Here is a 17,957-nt window from a genome sequence, read left to right as displayed (position 1 = left end):
ATATGTTCAGCTAATCGCATCATAACTACCAATGCCTTCACGTACCAGTTCAGGCTCCGGACCGGTACAATCCACCACCGTGGAAAAGCCCATCCCGCCAGGGCCGCCATCCACCACAATATCCACTACCTTACCGAACTTCTCATAGATGATCTCCGGGTCCGTATATTCTTCCACGTAATGGTCCACGGGCAACGTGGTGCTCATCAGCGGATTATCCAGCTCATGTACGATCGTCCGGCAAATATTATTGTCCGGCACCCTGATACCAACAGTGTCTTTTTTTGTCTTCAGCAACTTCGGCACCATCTTGCTGGCAGGCAGGATAAAAGTGTAGGGGCCGGGCAGCGCTTTCTTCAACATCCTGAATACCGGCGTGTCCACGCTTTTAGCATAGTCCGACAAATGGCTCAGGTCATAACAGATAAATGAAAACTGCGCCTTTTTGGGATCGATCTGTTTAATACGGGCAATGCGCTCTATCGCCTTGTGCTGGGTAATATCACAACCCAACCCGTAAACGGTATCCGTAGGGTAGATAATAATCCCTCCATCCTTCAGGCATTCGACGATCGTTTTTATATGGCGGGGATTAGGATTGTCCGGGTGAACATTTAACAGCATAGTATCATGAATTAAGTGAAAGTAACAATGATGACAACATGCACAACAACCGTGCTGCTAGTGTAAAATTACCAAATTAAATCCTCACTGTAAGTTAATATGCAATTCGTAATTCATAATTCCACAATTACTTCCTATCTTTCAGCCCGATTTTTCCAAACCTACGCGGAATGAAGTTAAAAGGCATTGTCCCCAGAACGTGGAGGAGATTGAAGCGGATATTGCTGGTCCTGTTTGTCGCACAATTTGTTTATATCATCCTGTTACGATGGGTCAATCCGCCTATCACCATCACTATGATCTCCAGCTGGTTCAGCCTCTGGGGCACCGATAAACACCTGCAAAAATCCTGGGTCAGTTACGATGAAATATCCCAACACGCCAAACTGGCCGTCATCGCCAGCGAAGACCAGCTGTTCCCCGACCACGACGGCTTCGACTATAAGTCGATCGAAAAGGCAATGAAACACAATGAAGCCAGCAAAAAAATAAGAGGTGCCAGTACTATCAGCCAGCAGGTGGCTAAAAACGTCTTCCTCTGGCAGGGCCGTAGCTGGGTACGCAAGGGCCTGGAAGTATACTTCACTTTTATGATCGAAAAAATCTGGGGCAAACAGCGCATACTGGAAGTATACCTGAATGTGGCCCAGACCGGCGATGGCATCTTTGGCGTTGAAGCAGCCTCACAGGCATATTATCATAAAAACGCCGCCAGTCTGAACCGGGAAGAAGCCGCCATGATAGCGGCCTGCCTTCCTAATCCGGTAAAATATACGGTGAATCCGCCGGCCAGGATCACCGCCTGGAGACAGCGCAAAATCCTGGTACAAATGCGCAACCTCGCGCCCGATCCGGATATTATGGAACTCGTTTCCGGGGTGAAGAAAACGGAAACCGAGAAGAATACTACTCCGCCAGCAGGCGATTCACAGCCTCAATAGCCAGCGCTTCCCGCTGTTCATAACCACCCCGTATATCCGTCCAGGTTACACCGGACTGCATCACGATGTCCCTGTACACCTGGTAGAAATAATGACGCATCTCAGGGTCAGGATATTCGCGCTGGGGATCTTCTTCCCAGGGCAGGTCAATATAGGTAAGCAGATAATGATCGCACCGCTGGTTTGCGATAGCGCTGAGGATACGTGGATCGCAGTCCTGGTATTTATGTTCGCTCCATACTTTGATCACATACAAATCGGTATCACATATAAACAGGTCTTTGGCTTTGGCCGCTGCTTTCTGTTCCATTATCATCTGTCCGTAGGTGATGTTCAGCAGATCTTCCTGTTCATAAGGCCGTCCCAGCTCCTCCAGATACTGCCGGGCATATTCCGGCGCCCAGGTGGTATTAAAATGCGCTGCCAGCGTGGCGCTGAGCGTGCTTTTGCCTGTAGACTCAGGCCCTATGACGACTACTTTTTTCATGAATGGGAAGTTTCCTGTTGCAGCACAGCCTTACGCCAGCTGAAATATCCGAAGATAGCAATGATAAACAAAAAGATGGTCAACAGTGCAGTCAGGTACAGGTGTTTGTAGAAGAGCAGTGGCACCGCCACAAAATTGGAGATGTTCAGCAATATCCAGTTTTCCACTTTCCGTTTGGCCAACAGCCACATGCCGCCACAGGCCGTGGCAGAAATGAAGGCGTCCATCACCGGTACATTGGAATCGGAGAAGTTGACCAGCAGCACATAAAAAACGGCCCATCCCGCCAGGGCGATGAAGATCGCCGTAGCCAGCTCCCGTGGGCTGCTACGGCTGATCTTCACTTCCGGTTTGGCCGGACCCTGACGGGCCCAGTATAACCATCCGTAAACGCTCATTACCAGATAATAGGCGTTGAGCGTAGCGTCTGCATAAAGTTTAAAATGTTCCCTCGAAAGAAGGTAGGTATAGATGCCGGTGCTGATAATACCGGTGGGATATACCAGTATATTGTTTTTCTTCTGAAAGATGACCGACAATACAGCAAACAGTACTGCAATAGCTTCGAGCCATGTCATTCCATGCAAGCCGTTTTGCAGTCCCGTTATAAATTCATTCATACAACAAATGTAAGTATTGCAGTTGATGGATTATTTTTTCCGTGTACCCATTAACGTGCCTGATACATCCCAGAAGCTCTGGCTGGTACCGGCCGGGGCGCCCTGCGGGATAGCCACTTTAATGGTATGTTGTCCCGGGCCAAGGTCTGGCAGGGAAATAAATACCGGTGAAGTGAGCGTGCCGGGGCACCAGTTGGAGCGGCTCAGGTCTGAGGAAGACAATCCGTTGCCGAAGTTGCCGGATGCCGGGTTAGACAGGCGGTAAGTGCCACAGTCCGTACGCCAGGGAATAAAATGATACACCCTTTTTCCGTCAACGAATATTTCATTCTGTTTAGGGTTGAACTCATCGCCGCCGCCCCAGCCACCATGGCCGGTAGTGATATAACGCAACTGGAGGTTATGCACTCCTTCAGGAATGTTGACGGTCACTGTCAGTGAATCTTTATCGAAAAGGGTAGGGTATTCCTGTCCGGCCATTTCCATCAGATTGGTCGTATTAAAAACAGGGTAGGTCCAATCCGGCTTGTTGCTGTTTTCATCTTCACCATCGCCGGGATAGTATTTGAAGCGCAGGCTTACCTTATGGCCGCCTTTATCGTAGTTACCGATGTAAACGCCCAGCCACACTTCGCCCTGCAAGCGGTTTTGCAGTTCGGTGATATCCTGTTTGTACATCACGGAATCCGCCCAGTGATACCCTTTGATCTTCACCTGGTCATTGAAGTGGTGGACCCCAAAAGGAGTGAAGAAGCGCAGTACTTCCAGTGCCGGCAGATAGTTGTCTGTAGCCACCATGCCCTGGTATTGTTTGCCGTTTTTGCCAGTGAATGCCGGTAGTGCGGCAGCACCTTTGCGAAGGCCGTCCAGGAAAGAACCGGCTTTATCTGTAGGGACCATAAACACGGAACCGGTGCGGTCATAGGCGTCACCGTTAGAATACTGTACCAGTTCAGCGAACATGCTTTCCCCTTTTTTGGGAGCAGGGAGTTTTACTTTTTTTAAGATGACGGTACCGCCGGCGTAGCGGTAAGTCACGCCAGCCTGGTCATCTGCGGGGTTTGCGATATTGTTGCCCCAGCTGATTTGTTCCTGGTCAAACACCCGCAGGGTGGTATAACGGCTTTCTATCACTTCGCGCATATAGGCCGCATCATCTACCTGCTGGCCCTGTTGGGCCGGCCATGCCAGTTCTGCCGGGGTAATTTTGCGGTATTCGATTTTTTTGGCGATCGTTTCACTGTTGCCATTGCGGACTACTTTGAGCACCAGTCCGAGTCCCGGGGCAACCGTCAGGTTAGGCGTGCCTTTGAGGGCGAGCTGATTAGTATACCATACTTCAATGGTGTTGGAGCGGATAAAGAGCCTGGCTTTCCGGCATACCAGTCCGAGGATGGTGTCTGTACCAGGCAGCAGCTCCGGCTGTACATATTCCGTGAAAGGTTTTTTTAGCGTATAGATATTCCCGTTAGGAGTGCCAAGTACCTGGAGGGTGGCTTTTTCGCCCAGTTCCAGGTATTGTTGTTCTTTGGCTGATGGGCCACCGGGAACGATATGTGCCCTGTTGTGGTCGATGAACAATTGCAGGCCGTTGCCTACCTCTTTTCCGTTGCTGCGCATCCCGTAGGTAATAACGGCGGCGGCGCTGTCGGTGCTTTTTTTCTTCTGTGCCTGTACCGGCTGGGCTGCAATGGCCATGCCGGTCAACAAAACCAGTAATCCTTTCATTGTCGCTATATCTGTCTTAAAAAATAAAAAAGCACAGCCACTAAGACTGTGCTTCATTTAACACTATCATTCACTCAACTATGGCTTATTCAGCTTCTGCCACTACTTCCTTCACTTCCGGTATCATACGCTTCATCATGCCTTCGATGCCGGCTTTGAGCGTAATCATGGAAGAGGGGCAGCCTGAACAGGAACCCTGTAACATCAGTGTAACCGTACCGGCTTCGTAGTTTTTGAACTGAATGGCGCCGCCATCCATTTCTACCGCAGGTTTCACGTAGTTTTCCAACAGTTCCTTGATTCTTTTTACCACGTCGCTGTCATCTGCGCTAACGGCGTTGCTGGCGGTGTCTTTGGTCACTACCACTTCGTCTTCGTTGATAACAGGTCGGTTATCCTCCAGGTATTCCTTCAGGAAGGCTTTTACGGTGGGGATTATATCGTCCCAGTCTGTTTCACTGGTTTTGGTAAGCGTAATGAAATTGGCCATAATGAACACGCCCCTGATGAAAGGGAAGCTGAACAGTTCTATCGCCAATGGGGATGGTTTAGCGCTGGCCTCATCCGGAAAATCGATGCTCTTGCCTGGATACAACAGTTTGTTGGCTACAAACTTCATTGTTTCCGGGTTGGGCGTCATTTCCGTATATATGCTGATGATCGGATTTCCTGTTTTAATCATTTTATCCTAATTTACCTGACAAAGGTAGCACTTTCCGGGCAGAATTTTTGCCAGCAGAAAGGGAAACCTCATCGAATTTTACAATAACGTTATAAGCGGCAACAATATCCTTCCCCTAACGCCGTCCCCTAAATCAAATTAAAATTTAAGGTCATGTTATTGAAAGAACTTTCTCCCAAAATCCTGGCTGCGCTCAACCAACAGGTGGAAATGGAGGCAGCCTCCTCCCAGTATTACCTCGCCATGGCCTCCTGGGCCGAAGTACAGGGCTACAACGGCACCGCACTGTTCCTCTACCGCCATTCCGACGAAGAACGGACGCACATGCTGAAACTACTGAAATACATCAATGAGAGAGGCGCCCACGGCCTGGTGCCCGCACTGAAGCAGCCCGAGCACCAGTTCAAAAACATCCAGGCCGTTTTTGACCTCGTATTTAAGCACGAGCTGGCAGTATCCAAAGAAATCAATAACCTGGTGGACCTCTGCCTGTTTGAAAAAGATTATGCCACGCACAATTTCATGCAATGGTATGTAACTGAACAGATTGAAGAGGAACGTATGGCCCGGCATATCCTTGATAAGCTGAAGCTCATCGGTGAAGACAAAGGCGGTCTTTACATCTTCGACCGTGATCTGGCGACGCTGGACACAACCGACAAGTACTGATATTATTAAATTTTACATTTATTTTTTTCAGGCGGCTTAGTACTTTTGCAGCATATGCAGACAATCAAAACGCTGAAAGCACGCAAAAGGATCGCCCTGATTGCACACGACCACAAAAAGGCCGAACTGATAGAATGGGCGACCTACAACAAAACGGTACTGAGCCGCCATGAACTGTACGCTACCGGCACCACCGGCAAACTGATCGAGGAAGCACTGGACGTTTCCGTGAGAAAGTTGCTGAGCGGTCCGCTGGGCGGCGACCAGCAGATTGGCGCCCTCGTTGCGGAAGGCGCATTGGACGTGATCATCTTCTTCTGGGACCCCATGGAAGCCCTGCCTCATGATCCGGACATCAAAGCCCTGCTGCGGCTTGGCGTGGTATGGAACATCCCGGTGGCCTGTAACCGCGCTTCGGCCGACTTCCTGCTGACATCCCCGCTGATGCACCAGGACTATGAAGTAATCCTGCCTGACTATAGCCAGTACCTGAAACGGAAAGTGTAGTCCCTCCTTTTAAATTCCCCGTTTTTATGCTCTGCAGCGATGCTGCGCCGGGAAATTTCCGTACTTTGATAGAAAGCTTCGGAATGAGACCGTTTTTTCCCATTTTATTAACCATCCTCACTATACACTTTCAGAGCCTGGCCCAAGACAGCAGCAAAGTATCACAGGACTCTACCACCAACGCACAACTCATTGCCACCACCCGGCTGCTTCGGGAAAGCGACTCCCTGATCAAAGCAGATGCCGCTGCCAAAGCCTCACTGGAAGAGCAAATCCTCCAGCTGAGCAACAGCAGCAACCAACGGAAAAAAGAACTGGAACAACAACTCGCCAATATCGAACAGACCGACTCTCTGAAGAAAGCCCGGCAACGGGAACGCATACTCCAGATGAAGGCCATCACCCAGGGAATACCCGTAGCGCCCTTCGGCGACACCCTGTTCCGTGTATATAATAAACTGGGCCCGTTCAAACCCAGCGACCGCGCCGCCAATATCTCCCGTAAACTGCAACTGATAGAGAAAGACCCGTTCTATTCACCGGACTCCATCATCGTAGTGCCCAACGAAAACAATATCGACGTAGCCTACAACGACCTGATCATCCAGACCATCACAGATGACGATGCGCTCTGGCTGGACCAGGACAAGGCACAGGTGGCCGCCGGATATGCGGCGATCATCCGCAAAGCCATCAGGGAACAAAAAGCCCAGCACAGCGTTCAGTATATCCTGGTACGCCTTGGCTGGCTGGTGCTGATACTGGTGGTGCTGGGCGTTATCATCTTCGGGATCAACCGCTTGTTCAGAGCGCTTCGCAGAAGACTCGTCCGCGAAAAAGACCGGTACCTCAAAGGCGTGAAAGTAAAAAACTACGCCCTGCTGAATCAGCAGAAACAGCTCGGCATCATTTACAGCGCGCTCGGCATTGCACGCGTAGTGCTTATCCTGTTGGTCTTATACCTTACCCTGCCGCTGATTTTCGGCATCTTTCCATGGACCAGGGGTATTGCAGACAAGCTGACAGACTGGACCTTGTCGCCCGTCAAAGCAATCCTGTCGGGCGTTTTCCATTATCTGCCCAAACTGCTTACCATCCTGGTGATATATGTGGTAACACGGCTGCTCATTAAACTGGTCAACTATCTCGCCAGTGAAATAGCCTGCGGCAACCTGAAAATAAACGGCTTTTATACTGACTGGGCCTTGCCCACGGCCAGCGGCATCAAATTCCTGCTCTATGCGTTTATGTTCGTTGTCATCTTCCCTTATCTGCCCGGGTCCGATTCCAAGGTGTTCCAGGGCGTGTCAGTATTCCTGGGCATCCTTTTCTCGCTGGGGTCATCGTCCGCCATTTCCAATGTAGTAGCGGGCTTCGTGATCACCTACATGCGCCCTTTTAAAATAGGGGACCGTATCCGGCTTGGAGAGATTACCGGCGACGTGATAGAAAAGAACCTGCTGGTGACCCGTTTACGCACCACCAAAAACGAAGAGATCACTGTGCCCAATGCCAGTATCCTCAACGGGCATACTGTTAATTTCACCTCTTCCAGCAAAGACCTTGGACTGATCCTGCACACAACTGTCACTATTGGATATGACGTTCCATGGAAGCAGGTGCATGCGCTGCTTGTCCGCGCAGCCCTGGCCACAGATGGTATTCAAAAAGACCGTGAACCTTTTGTATTACAGACCGCGCTCAACGATTTTTCTGTTGCCTATGAAATCAATGCCTATACCGAGGAGTCTCATCGGATGAATGAAATCTATTCCCGGCTAAACCAGCAGATACAGGACCATTTCAATGAAGCCGGCGTAGAGATCATGTCGCCGCAATACCATGCGCACCGCGACGGGAACGCCTCTACCATTCCCCCTTCCTATATGCCGGGAAATTATGAGCCTCCTGCCTTTAAAGTAAAAGTGGACAATAAGCCATAAGAATCATATAATTAAGCAAGCAAACAGGCTTCCTTTTTGCTATTTTCGCATCTTACGGTTTAAAGTAAGGCAGATGTTGAAGCAGTTATTAGCCGGTGTGGCCCTTTGTGCGGGCCTCACACAACAGGTATGGGCGCAGTTGCCGCCCAAAAGGGAAATGCGCGGGGTATGGATCGCTACAGTGGAAAATATTGACTGGCCTTCCAAACGCGGTTTACCGACAGAACAACAAAAACAGGAGTTTATCGATCTGCTCAATCAGATGCAGCGCAATGGCATGAATACAGTAGTAGCACAGGTACGTCCTGCAACTGACGCGTTTTATGCCTCCCCGTACGAGCCTTGGTCCGAATACCTGACCGGCATCCAGGGACAGGCGCCCAACCCTTACTATGACCCGCTTCAATTCATGATTGAAGAAACACATAAACGGGGTATGGAATTCCACGCCTGGTTCAACCCCTACAGAGCTGTATTCAACGCAAGCCGCAGCAGCGTGGCCGCCAATCATATCACCCGCCTGAAACCCCAATGGTTCCTCTCCTACGACAATAAAAAATACTTCGACCCGGGTATTCCGGAAGTACGGAATTATGTGACCATGGTAGTGCGGGACGTAGTGAAAAGATATGATATCGATGCGGTACACTTCGACGACTATTTTTATCCTTACCGGGTGCCTGGCAAAGAATTTCCAGACAATGTTTCCTACCGCCTGTATGGCAACGGGATAATGAAAGACGACTGGCGCAGGGCCAATGTGGACGCCATCATCGAAATGCTCAGTGTGGCCATCAAAGCAGAAAAGCCCTGGGTGAAATTCGGTATCAGTCCGTTTGGCGTGTGGCGCGATCGCAGCAGAGACCCCGAAGGATCTTACACACATGGCGGCATGACCAACTATGACGACCTGTACGCCGATATTTTAAAATGGCTGAAAAAAGGCTGGATAGATTACGCCGCACCACAGTTGTATTGGGAACGCGGCCATCGTCTGGCAGACTATGAAGTGCTGCTCAACTGGTGGAGCCAGCATGGCTATGGCCGGCAGATATATATCGGGCATGGCGTGTACCGCCTCGGCAGCAACCCCGCCTGGAAAAATCCACGGGAACTGCCTATGCAGATTGAAGAATCCAGAACACTTAATACTATACAAGGCAGCATCTTCTACAGCGCCAAATCTTTCCGCGGCAACCCGTTGGGCATCGAAGACTCGCTGCGCAACCACTACTACAAATACCCGGCGCTGCGCCCCGTCATGGCATGGCTGCCTAATACCACGCCTGACCCGCCATACTTCATCGATGCCTTCGAAAGGCCCGGTGGACTGGAGATCCACTGGACAGATGACGATACCAGCGGCCGTACCAAACAATATGTGTTGTACCGTTTTGAAGCCAACGAGCCAATTAACGCTACCGACCCTACGAAAATTCTGGCTATCCTGCCTCAGTCGTCTGACCCGGAATACAAAGACCAGACTTACATAAAAGGCAAGACCTATACATACGTAGTCACCGCGCTGGACCGGCTTCAAAATGAGAGCCACCTCAGCGAGCCGCTACGGATGGAAATCAAAAACGGTAAAACGACTTTTATCTTTGAACCCTGACAGATAGGGGACAGGCGCGTGTATTAAAAAATAAACGCGCCTGTTTCCATGTCGATAGCGGTGGCATGACAGCAATCCAACACTCCGTTATGCTTCCGCTTTTGTAGATAGCTACTGCCCAATGTAATACCTCATCAGAGGGTCTTCCCGTCTATTGTCCAAACACCTTTCCATTTACTGAATTCTGAAGGTGTTACCTGGTATTTTGCAAAATTTCCATCATGAACGGAAAGCAGGTCATTTTCGACATAATTGAGGAACCTTTCCTGATCGCGAGGCGGAATGTTTGTCACCGCTGTTGCTATCAAACGTTTTGCCTTTTCTGGTCCCAGCGCTTCTTTAATGATTTCAGAGATCACAGCAGCGATCTCTTTCCGATACTGCATTCTGAATCTGTCAGGCTGACCAATCTCTTTGATCACCGCCGCATAACGGTTGGCCGAACGCTTGTAAGCGTACATAAAGACATCACTCATTAAGGAAACATCATTAAATTCATAAACCCCCAGAAGTGCCTTAATGTACAACTCCTTCGGAACATCCACAAAGCTAAGCGGGGCCAGATTATTATTATTTAAAGGAATGTTTGCTGCCAGGCGTGAAACTCTTTTATTGACGTCATCAAATGGCTGAAGATAAGGAAGGTGGATCATCACAAAGATCGCCTGTTCAAATGGGTTCCTGATCGCTGAAGCTTTCGTCAACATCATCAGGAACATTTCCTCGATCAACTGTGGGGCTGATGCTGGTATAAATGCGGATTGGGCAATGTTCACCGGTATTGTACGCAGGCGCCCTTCTGCCGCCGGATCTGATAGCAAGTTCGCCACAAGCAGGGCGTGAAGGTTTCTGATTGTATATGCATTAAAGCCAATCCCCTCCGGATTATACACAAGAAAGTTAATTGCTTCCTTATGGTTGATGATCATTTGAGCGTCTATGGTACTTTTATCCGCAGCTTCTATTCCCTGATTGATCAGGCGTTTGGTATCCAGTAAAGAATAGGTGTTTCCTTCAAGCCTGCTGGAATTCCAGGATAAATCTATCAGCAGCTGATTTAAAATGTTTCGCGCGTATGTCCCTGCCGGCTGGCCATCCTGTCCGGTTTGCCCCCAATCGCTCAACTGATTTCGCTCTTCTGCCGTCAGGAAACTGTCTTCGTTAGGTTGGTAGTTTTCCAGGAAGGCCCTGTTATAACCGACTACATTGCGCTGTTGATAGGGGACGCGCAGCTTTTTTAACAATGCCCTGCTCCCAGGTTTGAGCAGAAAATCTTCAAATTCATCTGATTCAATTAGTCTGAATCTTCTTGATCTTGTATTTCCTGTCGCTTCAACGATGCCCTGACTGATCAAATCTGCCAAACGTCTTTTTAGTGTACTAAGGCTGACATCAATCTCTCCCGTTTTAAAAATGTCTTCAATAGCAGCTCCTTCCCGAAATTTCTTCAAAACAGATATTATCTGTTGTGTTACCTTATTATCTGTTTGCATTTTAATCGTGTTTTGAGGTTATCTGGTAATTCAGCTTAAAATCAATTCATTGAGCTCAAACACCATATATTAAGCTCAAATTTATTCAATTAAGCTCAATTCCATAGATTAAAGCTCAAATATGACTAATTAAGCTCATTATTCCTCATTAAGCTCAACGTTCCCGGATATATCCGTCCACTTGGTTGACAATCCTGCCGCAACCCGCCGCCCGGAATCCAGGCCCCATTGCAGTCATTTTTCTATAAATTCTAACAATAAGGGACATAATTTTATTTTTTTCTAAATTTTTCGCTTCTATCAAAAATTTATATAAAAAATACAGCATTCCTTTAGTATCTTTAAACCGTTCCCGAATTATATCGTACACCACCCATCGACGAAAGTCAGAAGGGAGGAGTGTATCAAAGAAAAAAATCTAAACCAAATGGATGAAGTGAAGCAAACGCAAGGTTTATACCGTCCTGAATTCGAACATGATGCCTGCGGAACAGGTTTTACGGCCCATATTAAGGGGCGTAAATCCCACCATATTATCCGTGATGCCCTCACCATGCTGGAAAACATGGAACACCGCGGCGCCTGCGGCTGTGAGCAAAACACGGGCGATGGTGCAGGAATCCTGTTTCAGGTCCCTCATGAGTTTTTGTATGATGAATGCCTGCGGTTAGGCATCAGCTTACCGGAGTTTGGCAAGTATGGCGTGGGCATGGTCTTTTTTCCGAAAGAACCCCGCTGGCGCGAAGAGTGCAGGGAAATCCTGCAACGCAGCGCTGAGAAACTGGGCCTCGAGATCCTGGGATACCGTAAAGTACCGGTTCGCCCTGACGGCATCGGTGAATCGGCCCTGTCTGTAGAACCGGAAATTGAACAGGTATTTATCGCCTGTCCCTATCATATCAGCGACCCCGAAGTTTTTGAGCGCAAATTGTTCGTGCTCCGCAACTACGTGTCCAAAACTGTCCGTAATACTATTCCCAAAGAGAAAGCACTGTTTTACATTGCTTCCCTTTCTTATAAAACAATCGTTTATAAAGGCCAGCTGACCACCTACCAGGTACGTCATTATTATACTGACCTGAGCGATGAGAAGATGGTATCCGCCTTCGCCCTCATCCACTCCCGTTTTGCAACCAATACTTTCCCCAGCTGGCGGTTGGCGCACCCTTACCGTTATATCGCCCATAATGGTGAAATCAATACGCTGAAAGGTAACCTCAACTGGCTCCGCGCCGGTGAGCGTGACTTTATGTCCAAGTATTTTACAGCGGAAGAGATGGACATGCTGCTGCCTATCGTAGAAGAAGGACAGTCGGATTCTGCCAGCCTCGACAATGTGATCGAGCTGCTGACCATGACCGGCCGGTCCCTCCCGCATGTAATGATGATGCTGATTCCCGAAGCATGGGACGGCAACGAAGACATGGCGGCAGAGAAAAAAGCGTTCTACGAATACCACGCTTCCCTCATGGAACCGTGGGACGGTCCCGCTTCCATCTCCTTCACCGACGGTAAAATTATCGGCGCCACCCTGGACCGTAACGGATTACGTCCCAGCCGCTTTGTCGTGACCAAAGACGATCGTGTGATCATGGCATCCGAAGCCGGTGTATTGCCCATCGATCCTAAAAACGTAAAAGAAAAAGGACGCCTGCAGCCCGGAAAAATGTTCATCGTAGACATGGACCAGGGCCGCATCATTGGTGACGAAGAACTGAAACAACAGATCTGCTCCCAACAACCTTATGGCGAGTGGCTCAATAAATATAAAATCCGTCTGGAAGAACTACCTGAGCCAAGGGTCACCTTCACCCATCTGGAGCATGACCAGATCTTCAAATACCAGCGGGCTTTCGGCTACAGCACTGAGGACCTGGAGCATATCATTTCCCCGATGGCCATCGACGGTAAAGAACCTGTTGGTTCCATGGGCACCGATACGCCGCTGGCAGCACTCAGCAACCAGCCGCAGCATCTGGCCAACTATTTCAAACAGCTGTTTGCGCAGGTAACCAATCCGCCTATCGATCCTATCAGGGAAAGGCTGGTGATGTCGCTCGCCACTTTCGTGGGCGGCAACGGCAACCTGCTGGATGAAGATCCGCTGCACTGCCACAGCCTGGCACTGCGCCATCCCATCCTCAACAACCACGAACTGGAAAAAATACGCAGCATCGACACCGGCCTGTTTCAGGCTAAAACACTGCATACCTACTTCAAGGCCGATGGTAAACCAGGCTCCCTTGAGAAAGGACTTGCCCGCCTTTGCCGCTACGCTGTAGATGCCGTGGAAGACGGATTTGAAGTGATCATCCTCTCTGACCGCGCCATCGACTCCGAACATGCCGCTATCCCTTCACTGCTGGCCGCTTCTGCCGTACATCACCACCTGATCCGCAAAGGCAAACGCGGCTCCGTAGGGCTGATCGTGGAAGCCGGCGATGTTTGGGAAGTACATCATTTCGCCTGCCTGCTGGGCTTCGGCGCCACCGCTGTAAACCCATACCTGGCCCTCAGCACTATCCGCGACCTGAAGCTGTCCAACAAACTGGACACCAGCCTGGACGTGGACAAACTGAAGAAAAACTATATCAAAGCCGTTTGTGACGGTCTGCTCAAAGTATTCTCCAAAATGGGCATCTCCACCCTGCAATCTTATCAGGGCGCTCAGATATTCGAGATACTGGGCATCAACCAGCAAGTGGTGGACAAATACTTCGCCGGCGCCGTGTCCCGCATTCAGGGCCTTGGCCTGGATGAAATTGCCCGTGAAACACTGGCAAAACACTGGATGGGCTATGGCCGTAAGGAAAAACCGGTGCAGCGTCTTACCGAAGGCGGCGTGTACCAGTGGAAACGGAAAGGGGAATTCCATCTTTTCAATCCCACTACCATCCACCTGCTGCAGTATTCCACCCGTATGGGCGACTACAGCATCTTCAAGAAATACTCCAAAGCCGTTAACGACCAGAGCGAAAAAGCCTGCACCCTGCGTAGCCTCTTTTCGTTTAAACGTACCCGTGCTTCCATCTCTATCGATGAGGTGGAACCAGCATCCAGCATCTTCAAACGCTTTGCTACAGGTGCTATGAGCTTCGGTTCTATCTCTCATGAGGCACATTCCACCCTCGCTATTGCCATGAACCGCATCGGTGCCAAAAGCAATACCGGCGAAGGGGGAGAAGATGAAATCCGCTACGAGCAACTGCCTAACGGCGACTCTATGCGTTCTGCCATCAAACAGGTAGCCAGCGCCCGTTTCGGCGTTACCAGCTACTACCTGACCAATGCCGACGAATTACAAATTAAAATGGCCCAGGGCGCTAAGCCCGGTGAAGGCGGACAGCTGCCCGGCCATAAAGTGGACGACTGGATCGCCAAGGTAAGACACTCCACCCCGGGTGTAGGTCTTATCTCTCCACCGCCACACCACGATATTTATTCCATCGAAGACCTGGCACAGCTCATTTATGATCTGAAAAACGCCAACCGCGCCGCCCGCATCAGCGTAAAACTGGTGTCTAAAGCAGGCGTTGGCACCATCGCCGCCGGTGTTGCCAAAGCACATGCCGATGTGGTACTGATTGCCGGTCACGATGGTGGTACAGGCGCTTCTCCGATAAGCTCCATCAAACATGCCGGTCTGCCCTGGGAACTGGGCCTCGCCGAATCCCACCAGACACTGGTGAAAAACAAACTGCGCAGCAGGGTGGTACTGCAAACCGACGGCCAGCTGAAAACAGGCCGCGACATCGCCATCGCTACACTGCTCGGTGCGGAAGAATGGGGCGTGGCCACCGCAGCCCTCATCGTGGAAGGTTGTATCATGATGCGTAAATGCCATGTCAACACCTGCCCCGTAGGTGTGGCCACACAAGACCCGGACCTGCGCAAACGCTTCACCGGCGACCCGCAACATGTAGTGAACCTGTTCACCTTCCTCGTGGAAGAACTCCGTGAAATCATGGCCGACCTTGGCTTCCGTACCATCCAGGAAATGGTAGGCCAGGTAGACAACCTCCAGATGCGCGAAGGCATCAGCCACTGGAAAACACAGAAGCTGGACCTGTCACCCATCCTGTACAAAGAACCTGCCGCCCCTGAAACCGGCCTGTACAAACAGGAAGAACAGGACCACGGCATCGCTGAAGTACTCGACTGGCAGCTGCTCAAAGCAGCACAGCCTGCACTGGACAAAAAAACAAGGGTTTACCAACAGTATCCTGTTAAAAATACCGATCGTACTGTCGGCACTATCCTCTCTAACGAAATATCCAAACGTTACAAGAGCGAAGGACTGCCGGAAGATACCATCCACTTCAAATTCAACGGTTCCGCAGGTCAAAGCTTCGGCGCCTTCTCCACCAAAGGGCTTACCCTTGAACTGGAAGGTGAAGCCAATGACTACTTCGGTAAAGGTCTTTCCGGCTCCAAACTGATCCTCTATCCTCATGGAGAAGCAGGATTCAAAGCGGAAGAGAACATCATTGCAGGCAACGTGTGCTTCTATGGTGCCACCTCCGGTGAAGCCTATATCCGCGGCAAGGCCGGCGAACGCTTCTGCGTACGTAACTCCGGCGCCACCGTTGTGGCGGAAGGCGTGGGTGACCACGGCTGCGAATATATGACCGGTGGCCGCGCCGTCATCCTGGGTGAAACCGGCCGCAACTTTGGTGCAGGTATGAGCGGTGGTATCGCCTATGTATACGACGTAAAAGGCTCCTTTGCCAACCACTGCAACCGCGATATGATCGACCTCGATCCGCTGGACCAGGACGATGTTGCTACGCTGCAGGACCTGATCACTAAACATCACGCCTACACGAACAGCACCGTGGCGAAATTTATCCTGAAAGACTGGGAAAATCAGCTGCGCCACTTCGTGAAAGTATTCCCGAAAGAATACAAGGCCGTACTGAAAGCAGGCGTGGCACAGGGACAGAAAATAAACCGTTAAAAATTGAACAGGTTTTGTTGTCGGGAGATTGATTTAACAATCTGGTAAATCAAAAAACTACCTGATAACAAAATGAGAAAATAACTTAGGACTATGGGTAAACCTACAGGATTCCTGGAATTTACACGAGAGCTGCCCGGAAAAACAGATCCCCGGGAAAGGGTTGGCCACTACAACGAGTTCGTAGAACGCTTCCCCGAACAGAAACTGAACCAGCAGGCCGCCCGCTGTATGAGCTGTGGCGTACCCTTCTGCCATAGCGGATGCCCGCTCGGTAACGTAATACCTGAATTTAATCATGCCGTATACCGCCAGGACTGGCAGGATGCTTATGATATCCTGACTTCCACCAATAATTTCCCCGAATTCACCGGCCGTATTTGTCCGGCTCCCTGCGAAAGCGCTTGTGTGCTGGGTATCAATCAGCCGCCGGTAGCTATCGAGGAAATTGAACGGCATATCATAGAAATTGCTTTCGACAAAGGCCTCGTTCAGGCGAAGGTGCCCCGCGTACGTACCGGCAAAAAAGTAGCCGTGATCGGTTCCGGTCCTGCCGGACTGGCCGCAGCGGCCCAGCTGAATTACGCCGGCCACAGCGTTACCGTATTTGAGCGTGACGACAAGCCCGGAGGCCTGCTCCGCTACGGCATTCCGGACTTCAAACTGGAAAAATGGACCATCGACCGCAGGGTAAAACTGATGGAAGAAGAAGGTGTTACCTTCCAGTGCAATGCCAACGTAGGCGTTAACGTGAGCACCAATGACCTGTTAAGGGAATACAATGCCATCGTACTGGCAGGGGGTTCCACCATTCCACGCGACCTCGGTATCACCGGCCGCGAACTGAAAGGGGTACACTACGCCATGGACTTCCTCAAACAGCAGAATAAAAGAGTAGGCAACCTTCCTGTTGACGGGCACGATATCCTGGCCACCGGTAAAAACGTGGTAGTAATAGGAGGGGGCGATACCGGTTCCGACTGCGTGGGCACCAGCAACCGCCACGGCGCGGTAAGCGTTACCCAGCTGGAACTGCTGCCCAAACCGCCGGGCGAGCGTACCGATTTCATGCCATGGCCTACTTATCCCATGGTGCTGAAAACATCTTCTTCCCATGAAGAAGGCGCTGACCGTCAATGGGCAATCGCTACCAAAGCGTTCATCGGCGACGATAATGGGCACCTGAAAGCCCTCCGCATCGTGGATATCCAGTGGACACTGAGCGCCGACGGCAGGCCCGCGAAATTCACCGAAGTACCAGGCTCTGAAAGAGATATCCCCTGCGAACTGGCACTGCTGGCGATGGGCTTCGTTCATCCGCAGCACACCGGCATGCTGGAACAGCTTGAAGTGGAAAAAGATGAAAGAGGAAATGTGAAAGCCACAGAAAAAGATTACCTGACGTCCATCCCTAAAGTGTTTACTGCCGGCGATATGCGCCGTGGCCAGTCACTGGTGGTGTGGGCAATTAGCGAAGGTCGCGAGTGTGCGAGGAAAGTAGATGAATTCCTGATGGGCAGCTCCCAGCTGGAAAGCAAAGACCATTCACTGCAGGCAATGGCACTGTAATAATAGCGGACACTTTTAGCCTGTTACTATCATAAACAGGCTGAAGGCAACGTTCATAAAAATATGATAACAGCTAACGGCTAAAAGCTAGGAGCTATTTATTAACGCTTTTCTCATAAGCA

13 protein-coding genes are annotated in these 17,957 nt (G+C 50.3%); 7 read left to right on the top strand and 6 right to left on the bottom strand.

Translation table 11 applies throughout. The features are described 5' to 3' along the window. Positions 1-6: 6 nt before the first annotated feature. Positions 7-624, bottom strand: a complete 618-nt coding sequence (locus tag ACTJJS_RS15140; RefSeq protein ID WP_440664320.1) for an L-threonylcarbamoyladenylate synthase — start codon at positions 622-624, stop codon at positions 7-9. Between the two features lie 170 nt (positions 625-794). Between ACTJJS_RS15140 and mtgA the strand changes: the two genes are divergently transcribed. After that, positions 795-1,565, top strand: a complete 771-nt coding sequence (gene mtgA, locus ACTJJS_RS15135; protein ID WP_168870847.1) for a monofunctional biosynthetic peptidoglycan transglycosylase — start codon at positions 795-797, stop codon at positions 1,563-1,565. Here the strand turns inward: mtgA and ACTJJS_RS15130 are convergent. From ACTJJS_RS15130 to ACTJJS_RS15115, 4 genes are all read right to left on the bottom strand, one after another. Then, positions 1,531-2,052 (bottom strand): ATP-binding protein, encoded by a 522-nt coding sequence (locus ACTJJS_RS15130; RefSeq protein WP_343744611.1) that lies wholly within the window; start codon positions 2,050-2,052, stop codon positions 1,531-1,533. The genes mtgA and ACTJJS_RS15130 overlap by 35 nt on opposite strands. Then, positions 2,049-2,672, bottom strand: a complete 624-nt coding sequence (gene pnuC / locus ACTJJS_RS15125) for a nicotinamide riboside transporter PnuC (RefSeq protein ID WP_168870849.1) — start codon at positions 2,670-2,672, stop codon at positions 2,049-2,051. Before pnuC ends, ACTJJS_RS15130 begins: the two co-directional genes overlap by 4 nt. 30 nt (positions 2,673-2,702) lie before the next feature. Next, the gene (locus tag ACTJJS_RS15120) at positions 2,703-4,400 is read right to left on the bottom strand and encodes a PNGase F N-terminal domain-containing protein (RefSeq protein ID WP_440664319.1); all 1,698 of its coding nucleotides are present in this window, start codon (positions 4,398-4,400) and stop codon (positions 2,703-2,705) included. A gap of 85 nt (positions 4,401-4,485) precedes the next feature. Then, positions 4,486-5,082 carry a NifU family protein gene (locus ACTJJS_RS15115; protein ID WP_168870851.1) on the bottom strand — a complete coding sequence of 199 codons (597 nt, stop codon included), beginning with the start codon at positions 5,080-5,082 and terminating at the stop codon, positions 4,486-4,488. Positions 5,083-5,235: 153 nt separating this feature from the next. Between ACTJJS_RS15115 and ACTJJS_RS15110 the strand changes: the two genes are divergently transcribed. From ACTJJS_RS15110 to ACTJJS_RS15095, 4 genes are all read left to right on the top strand, one after another. Next, positions 5,236-5,751 (top strand): ferritin, encoded by a 516-nt coding sequence (locus ACTJJS_RS15110; protein WP_440664317.1) that lies wholly within the window; start codon positions 5,236-5,238, stop codon positions 5,749-5,751. Between the two features lie 54 nt (positions 5,752-5,805). Beyond that, positions 5,806-6,258 (top strand): methylglyoxal synthase, encoded by a 453-nt coding sequence (locus tag ACTJJS_RS15105; RefSeq protein WP_168870853.1) that lies wholly within the window; start codon positions 5,806-5,808, stop codon positions 6,256-6,258. A gap of 83 nt (positions 6,259-6,341) precedes the next feature. Further along, entirely contained in the window at positions 6,342-8,201 is a 1,860-nt protein-coding gene (locus ACTJJS_RS15100) for a mechanosensitive ion channel domain-containing protein (protein WP_440664316.1), read from the top strand. A 73-nt stretch (positions 8,202-8,274) separates the two neighbouring features. Further along, on the top strand, positions 8,275-9,816 hold the full coding sequence (locus ACTJJS_RS15095; protein ID WP_440664315.1) for a glycoside hydrolase family 10 protein: 1,542 nt from the start codon (positions 8,275-8,277) through the stop codon (positions 9,814-9,816). A 134-nt stretch (positions 9,817-9,950) separates the two neighbouring features. On the opposite strand, the gene ACTJJS_RS15090 is transcribed toward ACTJJS_RS15095, so the two are convergent. Next, a complete protein-coding gene (locus ACTJJS_RS15090; RefSeq protein ID WP_440664314.1) occupies positions 9,951-11,309 on the bottom strand; it encodes a Fic family protein in 1,359 nt (452 codons plus the stop codon). A 427-nt stretch (positions 11,310-11,736) separates the two neighbouring features. On the opposite strand from ACTJJS_RS15090, the gene gltB reads away from it, so the two are divergent. Then, complete coding sequence (gene gltB / locus ACTJJS_RS15085) at positions 11,737-16,266, top strand: glutamate synthase large subunit (RefSeq protein WP_440664313.1); 4,530 nt, start codon at positions 11,737-11,739, stop codon at positions 16,264-16,266. A gap of 93 nt (positions 16,267-16,359) precedes the next feature. After that, a complete protein-coding gene (locus tag ACTJJS_RS15080) occupies positions 16,360-17,835 on the top strand; it encodes a glutamate synthase subunit beta (protein ID WP_343744617.1) in 1,476 nt (491 codons plus the stop codon). Positions 17,836-17,957 lie beyond the last annotated feature (122 nt).

The sequence above is a fragment of the Chitinophaga sp. 22308 genome (genome assembly GCF_052045305.1).
Lineage (GTDB): Bacteria > Bacteroidota > Bacteroidia > Chitinophagales > Chitinophagaceae > Chitinophaga > Chitinophaga varians_A.
The sequence above is the reverse complement of the archived record's forward strand: the minus strand, read 5'-3'. Positions and strand labels throughout refer to the sequence as shown.